We start from the raw sequence: 21,867 nt of genomic DNA on the forward strand, positions 1-21,867 counted from the left end.
GGCGGGCGACGTCGCACCGTCGCTGGTGGCGGGCGAGCGCACGGCCCACATGCATCGAGATTTTCTCACGTTCTGCGCATGGCCGTCACATGACGTCGCACAGAGTGAGACGGTCGCCCCGGTCACCAGCAGCGTGACAGCAGGTCAGGGGCAGGTCACAGGTGCTGCAGGGCCCAGGAGTGCATGGCGACGGCGGCCGCCGCGCCGGCGTTGAGCGAGCGCGTCGACCCGTGCTGGGTGATGTGGACGACGACGTCGCACGCGGCCTGCGCCTGCGGGGTCAGCCCGCTGGACTCCTGGCCGAGGAGCAGCACGCACCGCGCCGGCAGCGCACGGTGCTCCAGCGGCACCGACCCGGGCACGTTGTCGACACCGACGATCGGCAGGCCCTCGCCCGCGGCCCAGGCGACCAGCGTCTCGACGTCCGGGTGGTGGTGGACGTGCAGGTAGCGGTCGGTGACCATCGCGCCCCGGCGGTTCCACCGCCGTCGGCCCACGATGTGCACGCCGGCCGCGTTGAAGGCGTTGGCCGTGCGCACCACCGACCCGATGTTCAGGTCGTGCGCCCAGTTCTCGATCGCCACGTGCAGAAAAGCGTCGGCGTCGCGACGGTGATCCATGTCAGCGACGATCGCCTCCACGGTCAGGTAGCGGTACGGGTCGGCGACGTTGCGCCGGTCCCCGTGCTCCAGCAGCTCGGGGTCGTAGCGCGGGTCGGGACCGCCGTCGGCCGCGCGCGGCCAGGCCTCCGGGCCGCCGGGCCAGGGGCCGACACCGACCGGCTCGTCACTCATCGACGACCCGCGAGCTCTCCCACCAGAAGACGGCGCCCACGAGCGCGGCGCCCGCCACGGCGAGCAGCAGCGGGCCGACGACGGCGCCCGCGCCCGCCGGGGCGAGCAGCCCGCCGTCGGCGTCCTGCCAGGGCCACAGCGCCCGCAGCGAGCCGATCATCAGCCCCGCCAGCACCGCCATCGTGCCCTGCCGCCGGTGCCCGAGCAGCCAGTGCAGCAGCTTGACGAACGAGGCAAGGCCGACGGCCGCGCCGACCGCGAAGGCACCGACGAAGGCCAGGTCGCGGTCCTCGATCGCCTGCTGGACCGGGATGTACAGCCCCATGATCACCAGCAGGGTCGACCCCGACACCCCCGGCAGCACGAGGGCGTTGATCGCGATCGCCGCGGCGAGGGCCACGTACCAGAGAGAGGGGTCGGAGACCTCCGACGGCGGCAGGCCGACGAGGAAGAAGCCCGCCACGGCCGCCGCGACCAGCAGCACCGCGTCCAGCCCGCGGAACCGGTGCGGCATCATGCTCAGCGGGACCAGCACCGAGACGGCGATCATGCCGAAGAACACCGACCGCACCGGGACCGGGTGTTCCTCCAGCAGCGGCGCGATCGTGCTCAACGAGGCGAACAGCACCACCACCATGCCGCCCACGACCGGGGCGAGGAACCGCCAGTCGACGGCCCGCAGCGCCCGCCCGGCCGGTCGCAGCCCGTGGCCCTGCGCCACCCCCTGGACCAGCTCGCGACCGGCGTGCACGACCTGGCTCGCCGCGGCCAGGAGCCGGTCGTACAGCCCGGTGATCAGGGCGATGGTCCCGCCGGAGATCCCCGGGACGGACTCGGCCATGCCGACCAGCCCGCCGCGGACGGCCAGCCCGGGGGCGGAGCGCCAGGACGTACCGGTCGGGGCCGCGGCGTGCCGGCGGACGGCGCCGGTGTGCGTGGGGGGCTCGGAGGGCTCGTCGGTCACGCGTGCAGCCTACGGGCTACGGTGTGTCCCATGACCGAGCGGACGATCGAGTGCTGGCTGACCGACATGGACGGCGTGCTCGTGCACGAGGGGCAGGCCATCGACGGCGCGGCGGAGTTCGTCGACGCCCTGCGCGCGAAGGACCGCCCCTTCCTGGTGCTGACGAACAACTCGATCTTCACGGCGCGCGACCTGGCCGCGCGCCTGGCGCACTCGGGCGTCGACGTGCCCGAGGAGTCGATCTGGACCTCCGCGCTCGCCACCGCCACGTTCCTGGCCGAGCAGGTGCCGGGCGGGTCGGCGTACGTGATCGGCGAAGCGGGGCTGACGACGGCCATGCACGAGGCGGGGTACACCCTCACCGAGTCCGAACCGGACTACGTGGTCCTCGGCGAGACGCGCACCTACTCCTTCGAGGCGATCACCAAGGCCGTCCGGCTGATCAAGGACGGGGCGCGCTTCATCGCGACGAACCCGGACACCACCGGCCCCTCGGCCGAGGGTCCGTTGCCGGCCACCGGCTCCGTCGCGGCGATGATCACCGCCGCGACCGGACGCTCCCCGTACTACGTGGGCAAGCCGAACCCGATGATGTTCCGCTCGGCCCTGAACCGGATCGTCGCGCACTCGGAGACCACGGCGATGATCGGCGACCGGATGGACACCGACATCGTCGCCGGCATCGAGGCGGGTCTGGAGACGTTCCTGGTGCTGAGCGGCTCCACGACGCCGGACGAGGTCGACCACCACCCGTTCCGCCCGTCGCACGTCGTCGACTCGATCGCGGACCTCGTCGACCGCGTCTGAGGGCGCCGCCCCTCCGGGTCCCTTTGTGGGCATGAAATCTGCAGCCTTGAACGGGTTCAGGCTGCAGATTTCATGCCCACAACGCACGGGGGCGGTCAGGCGAGACCGAGGTCGTCCAGGTCGAAGAGGTAGTGGTACGGCACGCCGAGGGCCTCGATCTTCTCGCCGGCGCCGGTCGCCCGGTCGACGATCGTCGCGCAGCCGAGCACCTCGGCGCCGGCCTCGCGCAGCGCCTCGATGGCGGTGATCGGCGACCCGCCCGTCGTGGTGGTGTCCTCCAGCACGACGACCTTGCGGCCGGTGACGTCCGGCCCTTCGATCTGGCGCTGCATCCCGTGCGTCTTGGCGGACTTGCGCACCACGAAGGCGTCCAGGTCCTGCCCGCGGGACGCCGCGGCGTGCAGCAGGGCGTCGGCGATGGGGTCCGCACCGAGCGTGAGCCCGCCGACGGCGTCGACCTCGGCCGTGCCGAGCCCGACCTCCTCCAGGTGGTCCAGCAGCACGTGCCCGACCAGCGGCGCGGCGCGGTGGTGCAGCGTGATGCGGCGCAGGTCGACGTAGTAGTCGGCCTCCTTGCCGGAGGAGAGCGTCACCCTGCCGTGCACGACGGCGAGCTCCTTGACGAGCTCGAGCAGCTGCTCGCGAGGGGTCGGGGAGAAGTCGGCGGAAGTCACGGGTACCAGGGTACGGGGACCGGGCTCAGCGGTAGTGCCCGACGGCGCGCACCGCCCAGCGGGGCATGGCCCGCAGCACCGCGGACGCCGCCTTGTAGCGGACCGACGGCGTGGAGATGACGACGCCGCGGCGCACGTCCGCGAGCGCGTGGGCCGCCACCTCGGGCGCGTGCAGCCACGCACCGTCGGGCAGGACGTCGGTGTCCAGCCCGGCCCGGTCGTGGAACTCGGTCCGGGTGAAGCCCGGGCACAGCACCGTGGCCGTGACGCCGGTACCCGCCAGCTCCACGGCGAGCCCCTCGGTGAAGGTGCGGACGTAGGCCTTGGCGGCCGCGTAGCTCCCCCCGGCGGTCAGCGCCGCCACGGAGGCGACGTTGAGCACGGCACCGCGCCCGCGGGAGACCATCTGCTCCGCGGCGGCGTGCGAGAGCACCATGACGGCGCGCACCATGACGTCGACGGCGGCCAGCTCGACCTCCAGGTCCCCGCCGACGAAGTGCTGGGCCGGGGCGAAGCCGGCGTTGTTGACGAGCAGCCCGACCGGGCGACGGTCGTCGCCGTCCTCGGCGCCGGTCACGGACAGCCGTTCGGCGACGCGCGCGACGTCCTCGTGCCGCGACAGGTCGGCGGCGATCACCTCGACGCGGACGCCGGCGGCGGCGCGGACCTGTCCGGCGACCTGGTCGAGCCGGTCGCCGTCCCGGGCCACGAGCACGAGGTCGTGACGAGCGGTGGCGAGCTGCCAGGCGAGCTCCAGTCCCAGACCGGCGGTGGCGCCGGTGACGAGCGCAGTACCCATGACGGCACTCTATGTGGCCTAGGGTGCTCGCGTGCGTATCGCCACGTGGAACGTCAACTCGATCCGTACCCGGCTGGACCGCGTGCTGGCCTTCCTGGAGCGGTCGGGCACGGACGTGCTGGCGGTCCAGGAGACCAAGTGCCGCGACGACCAGTTCCCGCACCTGCCCTTCGAGGAGGCCGGCTACGAGGTCGCCCACACCGGGTACCACCAGTGGAACGGCGTCGCGATCGTCTCCCGCGTGGGCCTGGCCGACGTGGCGACGTCGTTCCCGCGCCAGCCGTCGTTCGTCAAGCCCGACCAGGAACCGCGCGTCGAGGCCCGCGCCCTGGGGGCGACGTGCGGGGGCGTGCGGGTCTGGTCGCTGTACGTGCCGCACGGCCGGACGCTGGAGGACCCGCACTACGCCTACAAGCTGGCGTGGCTGGAGGGCCTGCGCGCCGCCGCCGCGCGGTGGCTGACGGCGGACCCGGCGGTCGAGCTCGCCCTGCTCGGCGACTGGAACGTGATCCCCCGCGACACCGACGTGTGGGACGTGACCGCGTTCGCGGGCAGGACCCACGTGTCCACGCCCGAGCGGGAGGCGTTCGCGGCGTTCGAGCAGGCGGGCTTCACCGAGGTCACCCGCGAGCACGTGCCCGCACCCGGCACGTACACCTACTGGGACTACCAGCAGCTCGCCTTCCCCCGGGACAAGGGCCTGCGCATCGACTTCGCGTACGCCTCCCCCGCGCTGCGCGACCGGGTCACGAGCGTCTCGATCGACCGGGACGAGCGCCGCGGCAAGGGCGCGAGCGACCACGTCCCGGTGGTGCTCGACCTGGCCTGAGCCGAGGTGACGCCGGGTCCGGATCGATGTCACGCCGTCGGGCCCGGCGTGTCGGCGACAGGAGGATCCTCCGGGTGACTAGCCTTGTGAAGGCCTTCACAAGACCTTCCGAGGAGCCGCCATGGGTACGCAGATCGATGCCTCCGCCGCCGTCAGCGAGTACGTGGCCCGGGCCGACTGGCGGGTGCGCGCCAACGCCAACCAGGGCTACTCGCTGGGCGGGCTCGTCCTCAACGTCGCCGGCAAGACGATCGCGAACTACTGGCTCGACGAGGTGTTCTCCCCCGGGCTCGCCGCCGCCCACCGCGACGGCGACCTGCACGTCCACGACCTCGACGTCCTCGGCGGCTACTGCGCCGGGTGGTCGCTGCGCCAGCTGCTGTCCGAGGGGTTCGGCGGCGTGCCCGGCGCGGTCTCCTCGCGCCCGCCGCGGCACCTGGGGTCCGCGCTGGGCCAGATCGTCAACTTCTTCGGCACCCTGCAGAACGAGTGGGCGGGCGCCCAGGCGTTCAGCTCCTTCGACACGCTGCTCGCGCCGTACGTGCACGTCGACCGCCTCAGCCAGGACGAGGTCACCCAGGCCCTGCAGGAGTTCGTGCACAACCTCAACGTGCCCTCCCGGTGGGGCACCCAGACGCCCTTCACCAACCTCACCTTCGACCTGACCTGTCCGGAGGACCTCGCCGAGGAGCACCCCGTCGTGGGCGAGGACGTCCTGGACGTCACCTACGGGGACCTCCAGAAGGAGTCCGACATGATCAACCGGGCGTTCGTCGCGGTCATGTCCGCCGGCGACGCGGCCGGCCGGGTCTTCACCTTCCCCATCCCGACGTACAACATCACGCCGGACTTCGACTGGGACTCGGAGATCTCCGAGGAGATCTTCACCATGACCGCGCGGTACGGCACGCCGTACTTCCAGAACTTCGTCAGCTCCGACCTCAACCCGGGCGACGTGCGGTCGATGTGCTGCCGCCTCCAGCTCGACCTGCGCGAGCTGCTGGCCCGCGGCAACGGGCTGTTCGGGTCCGGCGAGCAGACCGGCTCGATCGGCGTGGTCACCGTCAACTGCGCCCGGCTCGGGCACGTCCACGGCCCGGACCGGGACGCGCTGTACGCCGCTCTGGACCGACTGATCGACCTGGCGGCCGACGGCCTCGAGGCACGGCGGGCGACGGTCCAGGAGCTCATGGACGGGGGCCTGTACCCGTGGACGCAGCGCTACCTCGGCACACTCGACGCCCACTTCTCCACCATCGGCGTCAACGGTGTCAACGAGATGATCCGCAACGCCACGGGCGACACCCACGACATCACCACCCCGACCGGGCACGCCATGGCCCTGGAGCTGCTCGATCACGTGCGCGGACGCCTCGTGGAGATCCAGGAGCGCACCGGGCACCTGTACAACCTGGAGGCGACCCCGGCCGAGGGCACCACCTACCGGTTCGCCCGGGAGGACCGTTCCCGGTACCCCGGCATCCTGCAGGCCGGCAGCGACGAGCAGCCCTACTACACCAACTCCACCCAGCTCCCGGTCGGGTTCACCGACGACCCGTTCGAGGCGCTGGCCCGCCAGGACGAGCTGCAGCGGCGCTACACCGGCGGCACGGTGCTGCACCTGTACCTCGGCGAGCAGGTCTCCAGCGACGAGTCCTGCCGCCGGCTCGTGCGACGGGCCCTGGAGAACCACCGGCTGCCCTACCTGACGGTCACGCCGACGTTCTCGATCTGCGCCACGCACGGCTACCTGGCCGGCGACGTGCGCGAGTGCCCCACCTGTTCCGCACCCACCGAGGTCTGGACCCGCGTGATGGGCTACTTCCGGCCCGTGGCCTCGTTCAACACCGGCAAGCAGGGCGAGTACGCCGAGCGTGTGACCTTCCGGGAGCCGACAGCGGTGGGTGTCGATGTCGCCTGACGCGCCGACCCGTGCCCCGCTGCGGCTGGCCGGGTTCGTGCCGTTCTCCACCGTGGACCGGCCGGGGCACCTCGTCGCGACCGCCTTCACCCAGGGGTGCCCCTGGCGCTGCACCTACTGCCACAACCCGGCCCTCATCGACCCCCGCCGTCGTCCCGGCGCGACCTGGTCGGAGCTCCTCGACCTGCTGGAGCGGCGACGCCGGATGCTCGACGGTCTCGTGATCTCCGGCGGCGAGCCGACGCTGCACCCGGGCCTCGCGGACGCCTGCCGGGACGTCCGCGACCTCGGGCTCGAGGTGGGACTGCACTCCGGCGGCGCGTGGCCCGCCCGTCTGGCGCACGTGCTGCCGCTCGTCGACTGGGTCGGGCTGGACGTCAAGGCGCTCCCGGACCGCTACGAGGAGGTCACCGGCGCGGCCCCGTCCGGCCGGGCCGCCTGGGAGTCGGTTCGGCTGCTGGTCGAGTCCGGGGTCGACCACGAGGTGCGCACCACCGTCGACCCGACGGTGCACACCCGCGACGAGGTCCTCGCGATCGGTGCCCGCCTCACCGCGATCGGCGTCCGTCGCTGGGTCGTGCAGGAGGCGCGGCCCGACGGCGCCCGCGCCGGTTGGGTGCGCCGGCTCGACCGGCGGCGGCTCTCCGACGTCCTGTACGACGACGACCTGCCCGGCGTCGAGCGGCGTGTGGGCGTCTGACCCGGGGCCCGCACGGCTCGGTAGGTTGTCCTCCATGACCGAGCGACCCGAGGACGACCTCTCCTTCGCCTCGCCCGGTCCGGCGACGCCCGCGGCCGGGCCGGACGGGACGCCGCCGGTCGCCGGGACGCCGGGCGCGACCGCCGCCGCGCCGGGCGCGACCGCCGCCGCCCCACCGGCCCGGTCGGGCGACGGCACACGCTGGGGAGCCCCGGGCGGGCCGACGCCGGCCGAGCGTGCCGCGGCGCGGCGCACCGCGCGGATCTGGGTGCTGTCGGTGGTCGGGCTGATCGTGCTCGTGGTGGCCGGTGCGACCGGGATCTCCGCCCTGACCTCCAGCGCGCGCGAGCAGGCGTGGGAGCCGGTCGCCGCGGACGTCACCGCTCCCACGACGGTCAACGCCGTCCAGCTCGTCCTGGGCTCGTGCCTGTCGGGCGCGTCGACGGAGGGCGGCGTCGGCGCGGTGGAGGTCGTGCCCTGCGCGGACCCGCACGTCGCCGAGGTGGTGGGGCGCACCGACGCCGCGAGCGACGCGATCTGGCCGGGCGAGGACGTGGTGGCCGCCCGCACGGCGCGCGGCTGCACCGCCGACCTGCTCGGACCGCAGGCCCGCGCCGAGGCGGCGCCGTCGGTCGCCTTCGTGGTGTGGACCCCGACGGAGGACTCGTGGGCGGCCGGTGACCGGACCGGGCTGTGCGTCGCCGTGCTGGACGAGGAGCGCACCGGGTCGCTGCTGGACTGACCGGGCGGCCCCGGGATGTCGACGGACGTCATCGGACCCGCGCCCGATCTTCACCGACCCGGCACCCTGGATGCGGCGATCGTCCGATCCGGCACGTCGAGGCCGAGGCGTTCCGTCCGGTTCTGTCCGGACTCGTCGGTCATGACGGGCACGTTCCCGCCGCCGGATCCCTTCACGTCTCCTCCACGACCATCTCCCGACATGGTCGTTATCGGATTGTGACCTACCGTGATCGCGTGGTTACGGTCCCTACGTCGTCCGGAGACCGGGCGGCGACCGGCCCGCAGCCCAGTGCTGCCGGCGGGCCGGCCCAACGGAGCACCGACGGCAGCAGCGGGAGACCCAGGTATTGCGGGTGACGCACGTCGCCACCCTCGGGGTGAAGCCGTCCTTCGGCGGCAGGCCACCACTTCTCGGCCTAACCCGACAGCTCATCTCGCCGGCTGGAGGAGTACCCCATGTCCACCACCTCCCTGGATGCTGCGCGCCCGCGGGGCGCGGTGCGCCCGCCGCGGACACGGCACGCTGCCGTCGCCATGACCCTCACGGCCGCCCTCGCCGGCGGCACGCTCGTGGCCGGCGCCCAGTCCGCCGTCGCCGACGAGGCGACGACCACGTCCGACGAGTCGACCGCCACCGAGACGGCCACGCCCGAGCCCACCGCCACCGAGACGGCCACGCCCGAGCCCACTCCCACCGAGGAGCCCGTCGTGGTGAGCACGACGCCGGACGTCTCGATGTCGAAGTCCCGCCACACCGGCCGCAAGGGCCAGGGGCACACCCGTCCGAAGTACACCGTGAGCGCCACGACGGCCGACGGCGAGGCGTTCGCCGGCCGTGTCCGGCTCTACGTCAAGGGCACGAAGGTCGCCGTCAAGCAGCTCGACGCCGACGGCACCATCCACTTCCGTCCGGGCCTCGGCAAGTACGACGTCGGCCGCAACGGCGTCCGCGCCGTCGTCGCCCCGGCCGCGGCCACCGGCCTCGACCAGGTGACCAAGAACCGCACGGTGCGCATCAAGCCGAAGGCGCGCACGAACCTCTACGTATCGATGAGCCGCAAGCAGGCCACGAAGGGCAAGTCGCACACCCGTCCGAAGTACACGGCCAAGGTCCGCAAGTGGGGCGAGCCCGTCACGGGATGGGTCCGCCTGATCGTCGCAGGCGACAAGGTCGCGGTGAAGAAGACCAACAGCAACGGCGTCGTGCGTTTCCGTCCTGGGCTGGGCAAGTACGACGTCGGCGGCAACCGGATCCGTGTCGTGGCGGTGCCCGTCCGCGGCGAGGGCCTGAAGAAGACCACGAGGCACCGCAACGTCCGGGTGGCCCCGAAGGTGACCCGCGGCGACAAGGTCGTCCGCGTGGCGAACAGCTACGTCGGCCACCGCTACTCCTACGGCGGCACCTCGCCGGCCACCGGGTTCGACTGCTCCGGCTTCACCTCGTACGTCTACAAGAAGGCGACCGGCAAGACCCTGCCGCGCTCGTCGTCGGCGCAGGCCTCCATGGGCAAGCGCGTCTCGCGCAGCAACGCCAAGAAGGGTGACCTCGTCTACTCGCCGGGGCACATCGGGATCTACGCCGGCAACGGCCGGATCATCGAGGCGGCGCGTCCGGGCGTCGGCGTCGTGAAGCGCACGATCTGGCAGTCCAACCCCCAGTTCATCCGCATCTGACCCGCACCTGACCGGCAGCGCACCGGCGCAGGACCACCCCACGAGATCGACCCACCCGGCCGAGATCGACGTTCAGTACGTCGGTCTCGGCCGGGTGGGTCGATCTCGTGTCTGCGGGGTGTCGGCGACGGGCCTCAGCGCAGGGTCAGACCTTCGTCGCCCTCCACCCGGTCGACGACGACGGTGTCACCGTCGGACACCTCGCCGGCCAGCAGCCGGCGCGCCAGCCGGTCACCGATCTCGCGCTGCACCAGCCGGCGCAGCGGCCGCGCCCCGTACGCCGGGTCGTAGCCCTCCAGCGCCAACCACTCGCGGGCCGGCGGCGTGACGTCGAGCGTGATCCGACGGTCGGCGAGACGGTCCGCCAGCGCTGTGACCTGCAGCTCGACGATCCGGCCCAGCTCGCCGAGGGTGAGCGCGTCGAACAGCACGACGTCGTCGAGCCGATTGAGGAACTCCGGCTTGAAGGCCGCGCGCACCGCGGTCATCACGCTCTCGCGCTTGGCTGCCTCGTCCAGCGTCGGGTCCACGAGGAACTGCGAGCCCAGGTTCGAGGTGAGCACCAGGATGGTGTTGCGGAAGTCCACGGTGCGGCCCTGGCCGTCCGTGAGCCGACCGTCGTCGAGCACCTGCAGCAGGATGTCGAACACCTCGGGGTGGGCCTTCTCCACCTCGTCCAGCAGGACCACGGAGTAGGGCCGACGGCGGACCGCCTCGGTGAGCTGACCGCCCTCCTCGTAGCCGACGTACCCCGGAGGGGCCCCGACGAGCCGCGCCACCGAGTGCTTCTCGGAGTACTCCGACATGTCGATGCGCACCATGGCGCGCTCGTCGTCGAAGAGGAAGTCCGCCAGGGACTTGGCGAGCTCGGTCTTGCCGACACCCGTCGGCCCGAGGAACAGGAACGACCCGGTCGGCCGGTCGGGGTCGGCGACCCCGGCCCGCGAGCGCCGCACCGCGTCCGAGACGGACCGGACAGCGGCCTGCTGGCCGATGAGCCGTTCGCCGAGGACGTCCTCCATGCTGAGCAGCTTCTCGGTCTCGCCCTGCAGCATCCGGCCGGCGGGGATGCCGGTCCAGGCCGAGACGACCTCGGCGACCTCGTCGGCCCCGACCTTGTCGGCGATCATCGGCGTCTCCTGGGCGGCCTCCTCGGCCGCCGCCTCGGAGGCCTCGGCCTGCTCGGCCTCGGCCAGCTCGCGCTCGACGGACGGGATCTCCCCGTACAGCAGGCGGGCGGCGGCCTCGAGGTCGCCCTCGCGCTGCAGCCGGTCGGCCTCGGTGCGCAGCTCGTCGATGCGGGCGCGCAGGTCGCCGACGCGGTTGTGGCCGGCCTTCTCCGCCTCCCAGCGGGCGGTGAGAGCGGCGAGCTCCTCGCGCCGGTCGGCCAGGTCGGCGCGCAGCTTCTCGAGCCGCTCGCGCGCGGCCGCGTCGGCCGAGCCCTCGGCGTCCTTGAGGACGACCTCCTCCATCTCCAGCCGGGTGACGGCGCGCTGCAGCTCGTCGATCTCCACCGGCGAGGAGTCCATCTCCATGCGCAGGCGGGAGGCGGCCTCGTCGACGAGGTCGATGGCCTTGTCGGGCAGCTGGCGGCCGGTGATGTACCGGTCGGAGAGCGCGGCGGCGGCCACCAGCGCCGAGTCGGCGATGGTCACCTTGTGGTGGGCCTCGTAGCGCTCCTTGAGCCCGCGCAGGATCGCGACGGTGTCCTCCACCGACGGCTCGCCGACGAAAACCTGCTGGAAGCGGCGCTCCAGGGCCGGGTCCTTCTCGATGTTCTCGCGGAACTCGTCGAGGGTGGTGGCGCCGACCATGCGCAGCTCGCCGCGGGCGAGCATGGGCTTGAGCATGTTGCCGGCGTCCATGGCTCCTTCGGAGCCGGCGCCCGCACCCACGACGGTGTGCAGCTCGTCGATGAAGGTGATGACCTCGCCGTCGGAGGCGGTGATCTCCTCCAGGACGGCCTTGAGCCGCTCCTCGAACTCGCCGCGGTACTTGGCACCGGCGACCATGCCGGCGAGGTCGAGGGCGACGAGCCGCTTGCCCTGCAGCGAGGTGGGCACGTCCCCGGCCACGATGCGCTGGGCGAGGCCCTCCACGACGGCGGTCTTGCCGACGCCGGGGTCGCCGATGAGCACGGGGTTGTTCTTGGTGCGGCGCGACAGCACCTGCACGACCCGGCGGATCTCGGCGTCACGGCCGATGACGGGGTCGAGCCTGCCGTCCCGGGCCCGCTGGGTGAGGTCGCTGCCGTACTGCTCCAGGGCCTTGTAGGTGCCCTCGGGGTTCGGGCTGGTGACCCGGCCGTTGCCGCGGACGGCGGGCAGCGCGGCGCGCAGCGCGTCCGCGGTGGCGCCGGCGGCGTTCAGCGCCTGGGCGGCAGCGGACTGGCCGGCGGCCACGGCGATGAGCAGGTGCTCGGTGGAGACGTACTCGTCGCCGAGCGCCTCGGCCTCCTGGGTGGCGGTGGTCAGCACGCTCTGCATGGCGCGCGACGGCGACGGCTGGGCGACGCCCTCGCCGCTCACGGTCGGCAGCGCGACGAGCGCGGCGCGGGTCTTCTGCCCGATCTGCTGGGGGCCGGCCCCGACGGCCTCGAGCAGCCCGACGGCGACACCACCGGTCTGCTGCAGCAGCGCGGACAGCAGGTGGGCGGGCTCGAGCTGGGGGTTGCCGGCGGCGGACGCCGACTGCACGGCGTCACCGATGGCCTGCTGCGACATCGTCGTGAACTTGGTGTCCATGGGTCCTCCGGGTCCGGTACGAGTGACTGCTGACGTCAACCGCCGCAGAGTTGAGTCTATTCCGCTCAACTTTGCCTCGCCACGGCAGGTGGCGGCGGGTGAATTCGCCCTGCATGCAGCGGTCCGGATGCCCTGTCGACGCCGGTCGGGGATGCTGGGACGGTGATGCCTGCCACGCTCGCCCCGCCGCCGTCCGCCCCCGACCGCCGTCGGCCCCGGCCACGGGTCCGACGGGCGGCGACGGCCGTGCTCGCCGCCGTCGGCCTCCTCGCGCTCTCCGGGTGCATGAAGGTCGACTGGGACATGACCCTCAGCGAGGACGACACGGCCTCCGGCACCGTGATCATGGGGATCTCCGACGAGTTCGCCGAGTCCCTGGGGATGGACCCGCAGGAGCTGTGGGACATGTCGAACGAGGGCGAGGACTCCCTCACCGAGGACCTGCCGGAGGGCTCGACGGAGCAGCCCTGGTCCGACGGCGAGTACACGGGCGTCGAGGTCGGCTTCGTCGACCAGCCCATCTCGGAGATGAGCGGCGAGGGCAGCGACGACCTGTCCATCACCCGCGACGGCGACGAGTACGTCGTCGACGGCGTCTTCGACCTGAGCCAGGACGCCCAGGACATGGAGGACATGGGCGGCGAGCTCCCCGAGGGCCTGCTCGACAGCTTCGACATGCGCATCGCCGTGACGTTCCCCGGCGCGATCAGCGAGACCACGGGCGAGGTGGACGGCAACACCGTCGTGTGGACGCCGTCCGTCGGGGAGGTCACCGAGGTGTACGCCCGCGGCTCGGCCGTCTCCGGCGGGGCCGCCGCGCCGGAGGACGAGGCCACGACCTCCGAGGAGGAGGCGACCGACGAGCCGACCGCGGAGGCCACCGACGAGGAGTCCGCGGCCGCCGACGACATGGCCGACACCGCGGCCGAGGACGACGCCGGCGGCTTCCCCTGGTGGATCGTGGGCCTCGTGCTCGGGCTGGCCGTCCTCGGTGTCGTCGTCGCGCTCGTCGTGCGCAACAACCGCACCCCCGGCCCGCCCGGGGCCGGCGCGCCCGGCAGCGGCCCCGCGCCCTACGGCGGCGGCGCCGTGCCCCCGAGCTACGCCCAGCCGCAGCAGCAGGCCCCGCCCGTCGTACCGCCCCAGCAGCCGTACCAGGACCCGGACGGCACCCCGCCGACGCCGCCGCGCTGAGCCGCCGGTCCCGATAGCCTCGGGACATGACAGCGACCGACTGGCACCCCGACCTGCTCGGCGAGGGCTTCGAGGCCCGGACCCTGGACCTGCCGGAGGGCGCGAGCGCCACCCTGGTCCGCCACGTGCCGTCGGTCGCGCCGCTCGGCGACCCGGCCCGGGTGGCCGTGCTGTCCGTGCACGGCCTGGCGGACTACTACTTCCACCCCCACGTCGCCCGCGCCCTGGCCGACGCCGGGTTCGCGTCCTACGCCGTGGACCTGCGCGGCCACGGCCGCTCGTGGGAGTCGTACGAGGCGGCCGGCGGCGACCCGAACCAGGTCCCCGACCTGGCGCTGCACGCCCAGGACCTGGACGCCGCCGCGGACGCGGTGCGGGCCGCCGGTCACGAGCGGCTCGTGGTGCTCGCCCACTCCACCGGCGGGCTGGTCGTCCCGCTGTGGGCGGACGCCCGCCCGGGCCGCGCGGACGCGCTGGTGCTGAACAGCCCGTGGTTCGAGCACAACGCGCCCCGCCCGTTCCGGTGGGCGGGGGTGGCGCTCGCCGAGGCCGTCGCCCCGCTGGCGCCGCGCGCCGTCCTCAGCCACCTCGACGACGCCTACGCCCGGGCGCTGCACCGCGCGCACGGCGGCGAGTGGGACTTCGACACGACCTGGAAGCCGCACGAGCCGTTCCCGGTGCGCGCGGCCTGGTTCCGCTCGGTCCGCCGGTCCCAGCGGCGGCTCGCCCACGGCCTCGACCTCGAGATCCCCGTGCTGGTGCTGACCTCGGACCGGTCCACGCACGCCGAGCACCTGTCCAGCGACTCGGTGCTCGACGTCGCGCACATGCGCGCCCTCGCCCCGCGGCTCGGCGACGACGTCAGCCTCGCCACGATCCGCGGCGGCACGCACGACCTGGCGCTGTCGCCCTCGCCCGCGCGCGAGGAGTACCTGCAGGTCGTGACGGACTGGATCGCCGCCGCCGTCTGACGCTCGGCACCCGCGGGGTGCACCGTCCCGGCCGCACCGTCGTGTCCGATTCCCGCTAGCCACCCCGGGGGCGGGCGGGTGACGATGAGGTCGTGCCCGCCACGACCGACACCCGCTGGACCGAGCGATACCGCGCCATCGCCGCGCGCGACGCCCGGTTCGACGGCCAGTTCGTCACCGCCGTGCGCAGCACCGGGATCTACTGCCGCCCGTCGTGCCCCGCCCGCACGCCCAAGCCGGAGAACGTGACGTTCTACCTGACCTCGGCGGCCGCGCACCACGCCGGCTACCGCGCCTGCAAGCGATGCCTGCCCGAGGCGAGCCCGGGCACCCCCGCCTGGGACCTGCGCGGCGACGCCACCGGCCGGGCCATGCGGCTCGTGGCCGACGGCGTCGTGGACCGCGAGGGCGTGGCCGGCCTGGCCGCCCGGCTCGGCTACAGCACGCGCCACCTGCACCGCCTGCTGCGTGCCGAGCTCGGCGCCGGACCGCTCACGCTCGCCCGCGCCCAGCGCGCGCAGACAGCGCGCACCCTGCTGACGGGCACGGACCTGCCGGTCGCCGACGTCGCGTTCGCCGCCGGGTTCGGGAGCATCCGCCAGCTCAACGACACCGTGCGCGCCGTGTACGCGACCACCCCGACCGCCCTGCGGAGCCGTCGCTCGGTGCGCCCCGGCACGGTGAGCGGCGCCGGCACCGAGGGCGACCGCGTCCACCTCGACCTGACGCTGCCCGTGCGGGAGCCCTTCGACGCGGCCGGGACGATCGCCTACCTCGCCGCGCGGGCGGTCGACGGGGCGGAGTCCGCGACCGTGCACGACGACGCAGCCCGCTACGCGCGCACCCTGCACCTGCCGCACGGGCCCGGCGCCGTCGCCGTCACCGCCGGTCCCGCCGTCGGACCGGGACGCCTCGCCGCCCACCTCGAGCTGGCCTCGCTGCAGGACGTCGCCACCGCGGTGGCGCGGGTACGCCGGCTGCTCGACCTGGATGCCGACCCCGTCGCCGTCGACACCGCGCTGGCCACCGACCCCGCGCTCGCCCCGTCCGTCGCCGCGACCCCGGGCGTCCGGATGCCGGGGGCCGCGGACCCGCACGAGATCGTCGTCCGCGCCGTCGTGGGTCAGCAGATCTCGGTGGCTGCCGCGCGGACGCACCTGAACCGGCTCGCGGCGGCGGCCGGCACGCCCTACCGGTCGACGGTCGCCGGACTCACCCGGCTGTTCCCCACCGCCGCGCAGGTCGCGGCCGACGACGGCGCCAGCCTGGCGCTCCCGGCCCGGCAGCGTCGCACCGTGGTCGCCACCGCCGACGCGCTGGCCGACGGCACCCTGGCGGTCGACCTCGGCGCGGACGCCGACGAGCTGCGCGCCGCGCTCGAGGCGCGGCACGGCATCGGACCGTGGACGTCCGGGTACGTGACGCTGCGTGTCCTGGGCCGTCCCGACGTCTGGCTCGACGGGGACGCTGCCCTGCGGACCGGCGCCCGCCGGCTCGGACTGCCCGACGACCGGGCCGCGCTCGCCACCCGGGCCGACCGCTGGGCCCCCTGGCGCTCCTACGCCGCCCGGCACGTGTGGCGGGCCGCTGCCGCACCCGTGGACGAAAGGACCACCGCATGATCGCCGCGACCACCCTCGACACCCCGGACGGACCCTTCAGCCTCGTCGCCGACGACGGCGTCGTGCTCGCCTCGGGCTGGACCGCGGACGTCCCCGCCCTGGTCGGGCTCGTCCACCGGGACCTGCGCCCGGCGGCGGTGCCCGTCGTCGACACCACCGACCCCGCCGTCGCCGCCCCGGCCGCGGCGGTCCGGGCGTACTACGCGGGCGACCTGGGCGCCGTGGCCCGGGTCGACGTCGTCCAGCGCTCCGGCCCGTTCCGCGAGCACGCCTGGGACGTGCTGCGCGAGGTCGCACCCGGCGAGCCCGTCACCTACACCGAGTACGCCCGCCGTGCGGGGCGGCCCGCGGCGGTGCGCGCGGCGGCGGGGGCGTGCGCGCACAACGCGGCCGCACTGTTCGTGCCGTGCCACCGTGTGCTGCGCACCGACGGCACGCTCGGCGGGTTCCGGTACGGGACCGCGGTCAAGGAGTCGCTGCTGGCTCGCGAGCGGGCCGCAGCGGCCGCCTGAGGCGGCGCGTCAGGCCAGGTCCTCCGGCGCCAGCAGGAACTCCGACTCGTCGGCGATCTCCCCGCCGACGGCGGCGTGGATCGCGGCGGCGACCTTGCCCACCAGGTCGGCCGCCCGCTTGCGGGCCACCACCAGACCGGGCTGGGGGAACTCCATCTGCGCCTCGAACTGGTCCGGCGGGTCCCACACGACGCGGTAGCAGATCGCCCCGCTCGCGGCCCAGGGCAGCTCCTTGACGAGCAGCGGCAGCACCTCGTCGCCCATGACCTCCACGGTCACCCAGCCGTCGTGACCCAGGTCGATCGTCAGCCCGTAGCCGTCCAGCACGACCGGTGCCTGCAGGGCGGCGATGTCGAAGTCGTCGGCCCGGGCGTGCAGCTCGCGCCGCAGCTCCGGGTCGAGCTTCTCGCCCGGGTAGAGCGGCTTCTCCGCGATGCCCTCCGGCGGCCCCTGGTAGTCGGCGCCCTGGGTGGCCAGGACCACTCGCGGGTGGACCTCCTGCAGCACCCGGTGGGCGGCCTGCGGGTCGAGCCACACGTCGGACCACACCGTCAGGTCGACCGACGCCCCCGGGTCCGGGGTCAGCACGACCCCCGCGCCGGCGGCGCGCCGCTGGGTCTCGGCCGGGTCCCACAGGCCCGCCACGTCCAGGCGCACCGAGCCGCCGAGGCGTCGGGCGGCGGCGATCAGCCACTGCACGACGCGTTCCTCCTCGCGGTTCGGCAGCCCTGCCGGGAACGCCCGGGCGAGACCGTCGCGGTCGCCGCCACCGGGGAACGGCGGGTCGTCCCAACGCTCGCGCGGGCAGACGACGTCGAAGACCAGGGCGGTGCGCGCCGGCAGGCCGGGCTCGAACCCGTCGCCCCGCGGAGCGTAGGGCCCGTGCACGTGGCTGTGCCGGGTCAGGCGCAGCACGCCGGGCTCACCGGGTCCGGCGATCCGGCCCGCGGGCAGGTCCGCGCCCGGCAGGTCCGACGGGGCGACGTCCCAGCGGGTGCCGCCGAACCGCGACAGGGCCAGCACCTCCACCTCGTCGACCGTCACGTCGTCCGGCACGGCGAGCAGGTGCCGCGCCTGGTGCCCCTGCGTGGACGCGCGCGGGAGCGGTGGCAGGGACGGGGACGAGGTCTGGGCCATCAGGCGACGTTCCTTCCGGGTCCGGGAGTCCGGCCGACGGACGTCGCCGGCGCGGCGGGACCGAGCGTACCGACGTCGGCCCCCGGTGTCGCCGACCCCGGTCATACGTCGGTGCGGTGGAAGGACTGCCAGGAGCGGCTCGCCGTCGGGCCCCGCTGGCCCTGGTAGCGCGAGCCGTACCGAGCCGAGCCGTAGGGGTGCTCGGCCGGGGAGGAGAGCCGGAAGAAGCAGAGCTGGCCGATCTTCATGCCCGGCCAGAGCGTGATCGGCAGGGTGGCGACGTTGCTCAGCTCGAGGGTGACGTGCCCCGAGAAGCCCGGGTCGATGAACCCGGCGGTGCTGTGCGTCAGCAGGCCGAGCCGGCCGAGCGAGGACTTGCCCTCCAGCCGGGCGGCGACGTCGTCGGGCAGGGTGACCGTCTCGTACGTGGACCCGAGGACGAACTCCCCCGGGTGCAGCACCAGTGGCTCGCCGGGCTCGACCTCGACCAGCCGGGTCAGCTCCGGCTGCTCCTGGGACGGGTCGATGAACGGGTACCGGTGGTTGTCGAACAGGCGGAAGAACCGGTCCAGGCGCACGTCGATGCTCGACGGCTGGACCATCGCCGGGTCGTACGGGTCCAGGGCGACGCGTCCGGCGTCCAGCTCGGCCCGGATGTCGCGGTCGGAGAGCAGCACGCTGCACACGGTAGCCGGGCCGACGGCGCCCCGCCGCGCGGTCCGCGCCGTGGTCCGCCGCGCGGTGCCGGAGCGGATTCGGGACACGGGCCGTTGTTGGGTATGATCGCCGTGCGCGCATCGACGTCGGTGCGTCACGCGGGTGTAGTTCAATGGTAGAACTTCAGCTTCCCAAGCTGACAGCGCGGGTTCGATTCCCGTCACCCGCTCGCTGCTCGACGAGGCCCCGTACCGGATCCGGTACGGGGCCTCGTCGCGTCGGAGCCTCGTCGCGTCGGGGCCCGGTCAGCGCGGCGGCTGCCGGCGGGGCTTGAGCCGGACGTCGGGCAGCGTCGGAGCACGCAGGGGTCCGCCGTCGTACCCGTCCACCCGACCGAACCGGCGCCCGGCCGCGCCGTCCACGTAGCCGGTCTCCCCGTCGGGGCGATCGGCGAGCTGAGCCGTCCAGTCGGCCCGCGCCGCCGCGACGTCCTCGTGGGTACGGCCGACGAAGTTCCACCACATGACGACGTCCTCGGTGAAGGGCTCGCCGCCGAGGAGGACCGCACGCACCGGGGTCGCCCCCGCGCCCACGACGAGGCGGTCGCGGCCGGGGGCGACGTAGGCGAGGTCGGCGGGCGGCACCGATGTGCCCTCGAAGGTCGCCTCCCCCGCGTCCACCAGGAGCCCGTGCTCGAAGGCGACGTCGACGTCCAGCTCCAGGCGCGTGCCGGCCGGCACGTCGAGCTGGGCCCCCACGAGCGGGGAGTACGTGCGGGCGGGCGAACGCAGCTCGCGACCGCCGACCTGCAGCGCGCCGAGGAACACCCGCACCCGCGCGCCGTCGACGTCGGCGACGGGCAGGTCGGCGTGGTGGTCGAACTGCGGTGCGGTCGCGGCGTCGCCCGAGGGCAGCACCGTCCACAGCTGCACGCCGTGCAGCGTCGGCGGCCGCGGGTGGTCGGGCGTCGAGGCCGGGGACTCCTCCGAGTGGGAGATCCCGTGCCCCGCGGTCATGAGGTTCAGCTCCCCGGGCCGCACGAGCTGCTGGGAGCCCACCGAGTCGCGGTGCATGATCTCGCCGGCGAAGAGCCAGGACACCGTCTGCAGCCCGATGTGGGGGTGCGGCGGCACCTGCATCCCGGCCGAGGAGGAGACGTCGTCGGGCCCGTAGTGGTCGCTGAAGCACCACGCGCCGATGAGGGACCGGCGGCGCTGCGGGATGGTCCGGCGGACCGTCATCGCCCGGGGGCCGCCCAGCGGGACCTCGCGCGCGGTGAGGATCTCGACGTCGGCAGGGGCGTCGCCGACGGTGCAGACCTGTTCGGCGGGACGCAGCTCCAGGTTGCTCATGGCGGCGAGCCTACGCGCGGCAGCGCTCCCGGACATGGCCGAGGCCCCCGGGACGGCCGGGGGCCTCGGCAGGAACCACGTTCCCCGCGCGATCGCTGTCGGGGCGCCGTGTCGACGTCACAGCCCCGGGGCTCCTGTCGTGGGAGCCGGGGCCTGGTGCGTCGGCGCCCCGACCTCCGCGTTCTCCACAGGAGACCCGGACGTGGGTGGTCTTCCGGCCACGCCCGGACACCCGCGTCGTCACCCGCGGCCCGCACTCGGTGCGGATCGGCCCGTCGTTCTCCGGTCGACCGTCGTCCCGTCGGGGGGTCCCGACCCGCTGATGGGCGGGGCCGGGAGGTGCTCCTCGCCGAGACCGTTACATCGTTTTTAGACCGGCGCACGTCGCTCTGCAAGGGGTGTGGAGGGCGGATTCTCCGGCCACAGGCTCGTCCACAACGGGAGCCGCGGAATCCCCACACCGTCCACAGCGCTGTGGACAAAATCTGTGGACGAGAACCCTGCAGCAGCCCGGCACCTGGCGACGGACGCCACGCCCGGCAGGCCGGATGACGTGCTGACAAGCGCCCGGAAAACTGCTCAGAACCGCAGGATCTCGGGGTTCCGGGACATCAGGGACGACGCAGGAGGCCGGTCCGCGGCGGCGCGGCACCGGCAGGTCGCGCAGCGTTCACCGGAGAGCGGCGCGGACAGTACCACGCTCGACGCGGATCCACACACCTGTGGACAACTCGCTGGTCAGACCCACGCCCGCGTCGAGGACTGCTGGTCGTCCAGGCGCCGCTCGATCTCGGCCGTCGTGGCGACGAACGCACCGTCGTCGACCAGCACGCCACCGGTCCGGGCGTGCGTCAGCAGGGCCAGCCGGGCGGCCATGGCCCGCATGCGCGTCCGCGCGATGACGTGGAGCCCGGAGGGCTGCTCGAGCCGGAGCTCGTAGGGGTCCTGGGGGACCCAGCGGACCGTCACCGCGAACGGCCCGTACTCGGCGGGGTCGATGTCGACCAGCGCCCGGGGCACGCGGTCCACGCGCTGGGCGTCCAGGGTCAGGGTGCCGTCGTACGGCGTCCGCGCCACCAGCCGGAAGGTGGCCGAGCCGTCAGGACCCACCGACTCCGCGTCGAGCTCCGCCGTCGCCACCACGGACCGCAGCAGGGCGAGCAGGTCGGCCGAGGCGATCGGGTGCGCCGAGAACAGCCGCAGGTCCACCGAGCCGCCCGGGTCCGGCCGCAGGAGCTGCCGACCGTCGGCCAGGACGAGGCCACCGAGCTTGCGGGCCACCGCCACCCCCCACTGGACCAGGCGGAGCTCCTCGCCCTCCGGCAGACCGGCGGCGAAAGCCCGGGCGATGCCGTCCCGGTCGTCGAGCGAGGCGGGCCGGCCGCCACGCCGGTCGAACATCCCGTCGACCCGGCCGAGGGCGAAGACGCGGACCCCCTCCGGCATCCCGAGCTGGGCCGCCGCGTCCTGCGACCCGGTGAAGGGTCCGGCCGCGCCGTGGTCGGCCCCGATGCCCAGGACGCCGGGCCCGACGTCCTGGGGGTCGGCCGGTGCCGCCGTCATCCCGCGGAAGCGGGCACCGGTCATCGGTTGCGCCCCGGACCGGGCCTCCGGCTCCTTGAGCCAGCGGACGTCCGCGAACCATGCCTCCGCCAGGCGACGCACGACGGCGACGTCGGTCGTGCCGGGCAGGACGAGCAGGTGGTTCGACGCGTGCTCCGGGGGGACGAGGGCCTGGACGTACGACATGTCGCGGACGCTACTCCCCTCGG

19 protein-coding genes, 1 tRNA gene and 1 riboswitch are annotated in these 21,867 nt (G+C 74.0%); of the genes, 11 read left to right on the plus strand and 9 right to left on the minus strand.

The genetic code is table 11. The features are described from left to right. Positions 1 to 155: 155 nt before the first annotated feature. Together V5O49_RS14160 and V5O49_RS14165 are read right to left on the minus strand one after the other, a co-directional pair. Positions 156 to 794, minus strand: a complete 639-nt coding sequence (locus V5O49_RS14160; RefSeq protein WP_332902760.1) for a TrmH family RNA methyltransferase — start codon at positions 792 to 794, stop codon at positions 156 to 158. Next, positions 787 to 1,758 carry a DUF368 domain-containing protein gene (locus V5O49_RS14165; RefSeq protein WP_332902761.1) on the minus strand — a complete coding sequence of 324 codons (972 nt, stop codon included), beginning with the start codon at positions 1,756 to 1,758 and terminating at the stop codon, positions 787 to 789. The genes V5O49_RS14160 and V5O49_RS14165 overlap by 8 nt, the downstream gene beginning before the upstream one ends. A gap of 30 nt (positions 1,759 to 1,788) precedes the next feature. Here V5O49_RS14165 and V5O49_RS14170 point away from each other — a divergent pair, with 30 nt between their 5' ends. Then, complete coding sequence (locus V5O49_RS14170) at positions 1,789 to 2,565, plus strand: HAD-IIA family hydrolase (RefSeq protein ID WP_332902762.1); 777 nt, start codon at positions 1,789 to 1,791, stop codon at positions 2,563 to 2,565. Between the two features lie 95 nt (positions 2,566 to 2,660). Here V5O49_RS14170 and pyrE read toward each other — a convergent pair whose 3' ends face one another. Together pyrE and V5O49_RS14180 are read right to left on the minus strand one after the other, a co-directional pair. Then, a complete protein-coding gene (pyrE, locus tag V5O49_RS14175) occupies positions 2,661 to 3,239 on the minus strand; it encodes an orotate phosphoribosyltransferase (protein ID WP_332902763.1) in 579 nt (192 codons plus the stop codon). A 25-nt stretch (positions 3,240 to 3,264) separates the two neighbouring features. Further along, on the minus strand, positions 3,265 to 4,038 hold the full coding sequence (locus V5O49_RS14180; protein ID WP_332902764.1) for an SDR family NAD(P)-dependent oxidoreductase: 774 nt from the start codon (positions 4,036 to 4,038) through the stop codon (positions 3,265 to 3,267). Positions 4,039 to 4,069: 31 nt separating this feature from the next. On the opposite strand from V5O49_RS14180, the gene V5O49_RS14185 reads away from it, so the two are divergent. The 5 genes from V5O49_RS14185 to V5O49_RS14205 all read left to right on the plus strand — a co-directional run bounded on the left by V5O49_RS14185 (position 4,070) and on the right by V5O49_RS14205 (position 9,906). After that, the gene (locus V5O49_RS14185) at positions 4,070 to 4,867 is read left to right on the plus strand and encodes an exodeoxyribonuclease III (protein WP_332902765.1); all 798 of its coding nucleotides are present in this window, start codon (positions 4,070 to 4,072) and stop codon (positions 4,865 to 4,867) included. Between the two features lie 121 nt (positions 4,868 to 4,988). Continuing rightward, positions 4,989 to 6,788: a ribonucleoside triphosphate reductase gene (locus V5O49_RS14190; RefSeq protein WP_332902766.1), complete on the plus strand. Its 1,800-nt coding sequence runs from the start codon at positions 4,989 to 4,991 to the stop codon at positions 6,786 to 6,788. Then, positions 6,778 to 7,488, plus strand: a complete 711-nt coding sequence (locus V5O49_RS14195) for an anaerobic ribonucleoside-triphosphate reductase activating protein (RefSeq protein ID WP_332902767.1) — start codon at positions 6,778 to 6,780, stop codon at positions 7,486 to 7,488. The genes V5O49_RS14190 and V5O49_RS14195 overlap by 11 nt, the downstream gene beginning before the upstream one ends. A 34-nt stretch (positions 7,489 to 7,522) precedes the next feature. Continuing rightward, positions 7,523 to 8,230, plus strand: a complete 708-nt coding sequence (locus V5O49_RS14200; protein WP_332902768.1) for a septum formation family protein — start codon at positions 7,523 to 7,525, stop codon at positions 8,228 to 8,230. 309 nt (positions 8,231 to 8,539) lie between these two features. Beyond that, positions 8,540 to 8,684: riboswitch (cyclic di-AMP (ydaO/yuaA leader) on the plus strand. Positions 8,685 to 8,688: 4 nt separating this feature from the next. After that, positions 8,689 to 9,906 (plus strand): C40 family peptidase, encoded by a 1,218-nt coding sequence (locus V5O49_RS14205; protein WP_332902769.1) that lies wholly within the window; start codon positions 8,689 to 8,691, stop codon positions 9,904 to 9,906. Positions 9,907 to 10,040: 134 nt separating this feature from the next. On the opposite strand, the gene clpB is transcribed toward V5O49_RS14205, so the two are convergent. Next, positions 10,041 to 12,650, minus strand: a complete 2,610-nt coding sequence (gene clpB, locus V5O49_RS14210; protein WP_332902770.1) for an ATP-dependent chaperone ClpB — start codon at positions 12,648 to 12,650, stop codon at positions 10,041 to 10,043. A 165-nt stretch (positions 12,651 to 12,815) separates the two neighbouring features. On the opposite strand from clpB, the gene V5O49_RS14215 reads away from it, so the two are divergent. The 4 genes from V5O49_RS14215 to V5O49_RS14230 all read left to right on the plus strand — a co-directional run bounded on the left by V5O49_RS14215 (position 12,816) and on the right by V5O49_RS14230 (position 16,949). Beyond that, on the plus strand, positions 12,816 to 13,844 hold the full coding sequence (locus V5O49_RS14215) for an LppM family (lipo)protein (protein WP_332902771.1): 1,029 nt from the start codon (positions 12,816 to 12,818) through the stop codon (positions 13,842 to 13,844). Positions 13,845 to 13,870: 26 nt separating this feature from the next. Next, positions 13,871 to 14,815 (plus strand): alpha/beta hydrolase, encoded by a 945-nt coding sequence (locus tag V5O49_RS14220; protein ID WP_332902772.1) that lies wholly within the window; start codon positions 13,871 to 13,873, stop codon positions 14,813 to 14,815. Positions 14,816 to 14,907: 92 nt separating this feature from the next. Further along, on the plus strand, positions 14,908 to 16,437 hold the full coding sequence (locus tag V5O49_RS14225) for an AlkA N-terminal domain-containing protein (protein ID WP_332902773.1): 1,530 nt from the start codon (positions 14,908 to 14,910) through the stop codon (positions 16,435 to 16,437). Then, on the plus strand, positions 16,434 to 16,949 hold the full coding sequence (locus V5O49_RS14230) for a methylated-DNA--[protein]-cysteine S-methyltransferase (protein WP_332902774.1): 516 nt from the start codon (positions 16,434 to 16,436) through the stop codon (positions 16,947 to 16,949). Before V5O49_RS14225 ends, V5O49_RS14230 begins: the two co-directional genes overlap by 4 nt. A gap of 9 nt (positions 16,950 to 16,958) precedes the next feature. On the opposite strand, the gene V5O49_RS14235 is transcribed toward V5O49_RS14230, so the two are convergent. Together V5O49_RS14235 and dcd are read right to left on the minus strand one after the other, a co-directional pair. Continuing rightward, positions 16,959 to 18,086 carry a hypothetical protein gene (locus V5O49_RS14235; protein WP_278236218.1) on the minus strand — a complete coding sequence of 376 codons (1,128 nt, stop codon included), beginning with the start codon at positions 18,084 to 18,086 and terminating at the stop codon, positions 16,959 to 16,961. Positions 18,087 to 18,187: 101 nt separating this feature from the next. After that, complete coding sequence (gene dcd / locus V5O49_RS14240) at positions 18,188 to 18,763, minus strand: dCTP deaminase (protein ID WP_332902775.1); 576 nt, start codon at positions 18,761 to 18,763, stop codon at positions 18,188 to 18,190. A gap of 138 nt (positions 18,764 to 18,901) precedes the next feature. Between dcd and V5O49_RS14245 the strand changes: the two genes are divergently transcribed. Next, positions 18,902 to 18,972: transfer RNA gene (locus V5O49_RS14245), tRNA-Gly, on the plus strand. 76 nt (positions 18,973 to 19,048) lie between these two features. Here V5O49_RS14245 and V5O49_RS14250 read toward each other — a convergent pair. Together V5O49_RS14250 and V5O49_RS14255 are read right to left on the minus strand one after the other, a co-directional pair. Beyond that, the gene (locus tag V5O49_RS14250) at positions 19,049 to 20,095 is read right to left on the minus strand and encodes a pirin family protein (protein ID WP_332902776.1); all 1,047 of its coding nucleotides are present in this window, start codon (positions 20,093 to 20,095) and stop codon (positions 19,049 to 19,051) included. A gap of 738 nt (positions 20,096 to 20,833) precedes the next feature. Next, entirely contained in the window at positions 20,834 to 21,844 is a 1,011-nt protein-coding gene (locus V5O49_RS14255; RefSeq protein ID WP_332902777.1) for a hypothetical protein, read from the minus strand. Between the last annotated feature and the right edge of the window lie 23 nt (positions 21,845 to 21,867).

It is taken from the genome of Isoptericola haloaureus, from assembly GCF_036689775.1.
Lineage (GTDB): Bacteria > Actinomycetota > Actinomycetes > Actinomycetales > Cellulomonadaceae > Isoptericola > Isoptericola haloaureus.

What these genes read in the sequence shown, in the direction of transcription:
- V5O49_RS14160 (WP_332902760.1), bottom strand. Translation starts at nt 794, where the DNA reads ATGAGTGACGAGCCGGTCGGTGTCGGCCCCTGGCCCGGCGGCCCGGAG.
- V5O49_RS14170 (WP_332902762.1), top strand. Translation starts at nt 1,789, where the DNA reads ATGACCGAGCGGACGATCGAGTGCTGGCTGACCGACATGGACGGCGTG.
- V5O49_RS14180 (WP_332902764.1), bottom strand. Translation starts at nt 4,038, where the DNA reads ATGGGTACTGCGCTCGTCACCGGCGCCACCGCCGGTCTGGGACTGGAG.
- V5O49_RS14190 (WP_332902766.1), top strand. Translation starts at nt 4,989, where the DNA reads ATGGGTACGCAGATCGATGCCTCCGCCGCCGTCAGCGAGTACGTGGCC.
- V5O49_RS14195 (WP_332902767.1), top strand. Translation starts at nt 6,778, where the DNA reads ATGTCGCCTGACGCGCCGACCCGTGCCCCGCTGCGGCTGGCCGGGTTC.
- V5O49_RS14200 (WP_332902768.1), top strand. Translation starts at nt 7,523, where the DNA reads ATGACCGAGCGACCCGAGGACGACCTCTCCTTCGCCTCGCCCGGTCCG.
- V5O49_RS14205 (WP_332902769.1), top strand. Translation starts at nt 8,689, where the DNA reads ATGTCCACCACCTCCCTGGATGCTGCGCGCCCGCGGGGCGCGGTGCGC.
- clpB (WP_332902770.1), bottom strand. Translation starts at nt 12,650, where the DNA reads ATGGACACCAAGTTCACGACGATGTCGCAGCAGGCCATCGGTGACGCC.
- V5O49_RS14215 (WP_332902771.1), top strand. Translation starts at nt 12,816, where the DNA reads ATGCCTGCCACGCTCGCCCCGCCGCCGTCCGCCCCCGACCGCCGTCGG.
- V5O49_RS14220 (WP_332902772.1), top strand. Translation starts at nt 13,871, where the DNA reads ATGACAGCGACCGACTGGCACCCCGACCTGCTCGGCGAGGGCTTCGAG.
- V5O49_RS14230 (WP_332902774.1), top strand. Translation starts at nt 16,434, where the DNA reads ATGATCGCCGCGACCACCCTCGACACCCCGGACGGACCCTTCAGCCTC.
- V5O49_RS14235 (WP_278236218.1), bottom strand. Translation starts at nt 18,086, where the DNA reads ATGGCCCAGACCTCGTCCCCGTCCCTGCCACCGCTCCCGCGCGCGTCC.
- V5O49_RS14250 (WP_332902776.1), bottom strand. Translation starts at nt 20,095, where the DNA reads ATGAGCAACCTGGAGCTGCGTCCCGCCGAACAGGTCTGCACCGTCGGC.
- V5O49_RS14255 (WP_332902777.1), bottom strand. Translation starts at nt 21,844, where the DNA reads ATGTCGTACGTCCAGGCCCTCGTCCCCCCGGAGCACGCGTCGAACCAC.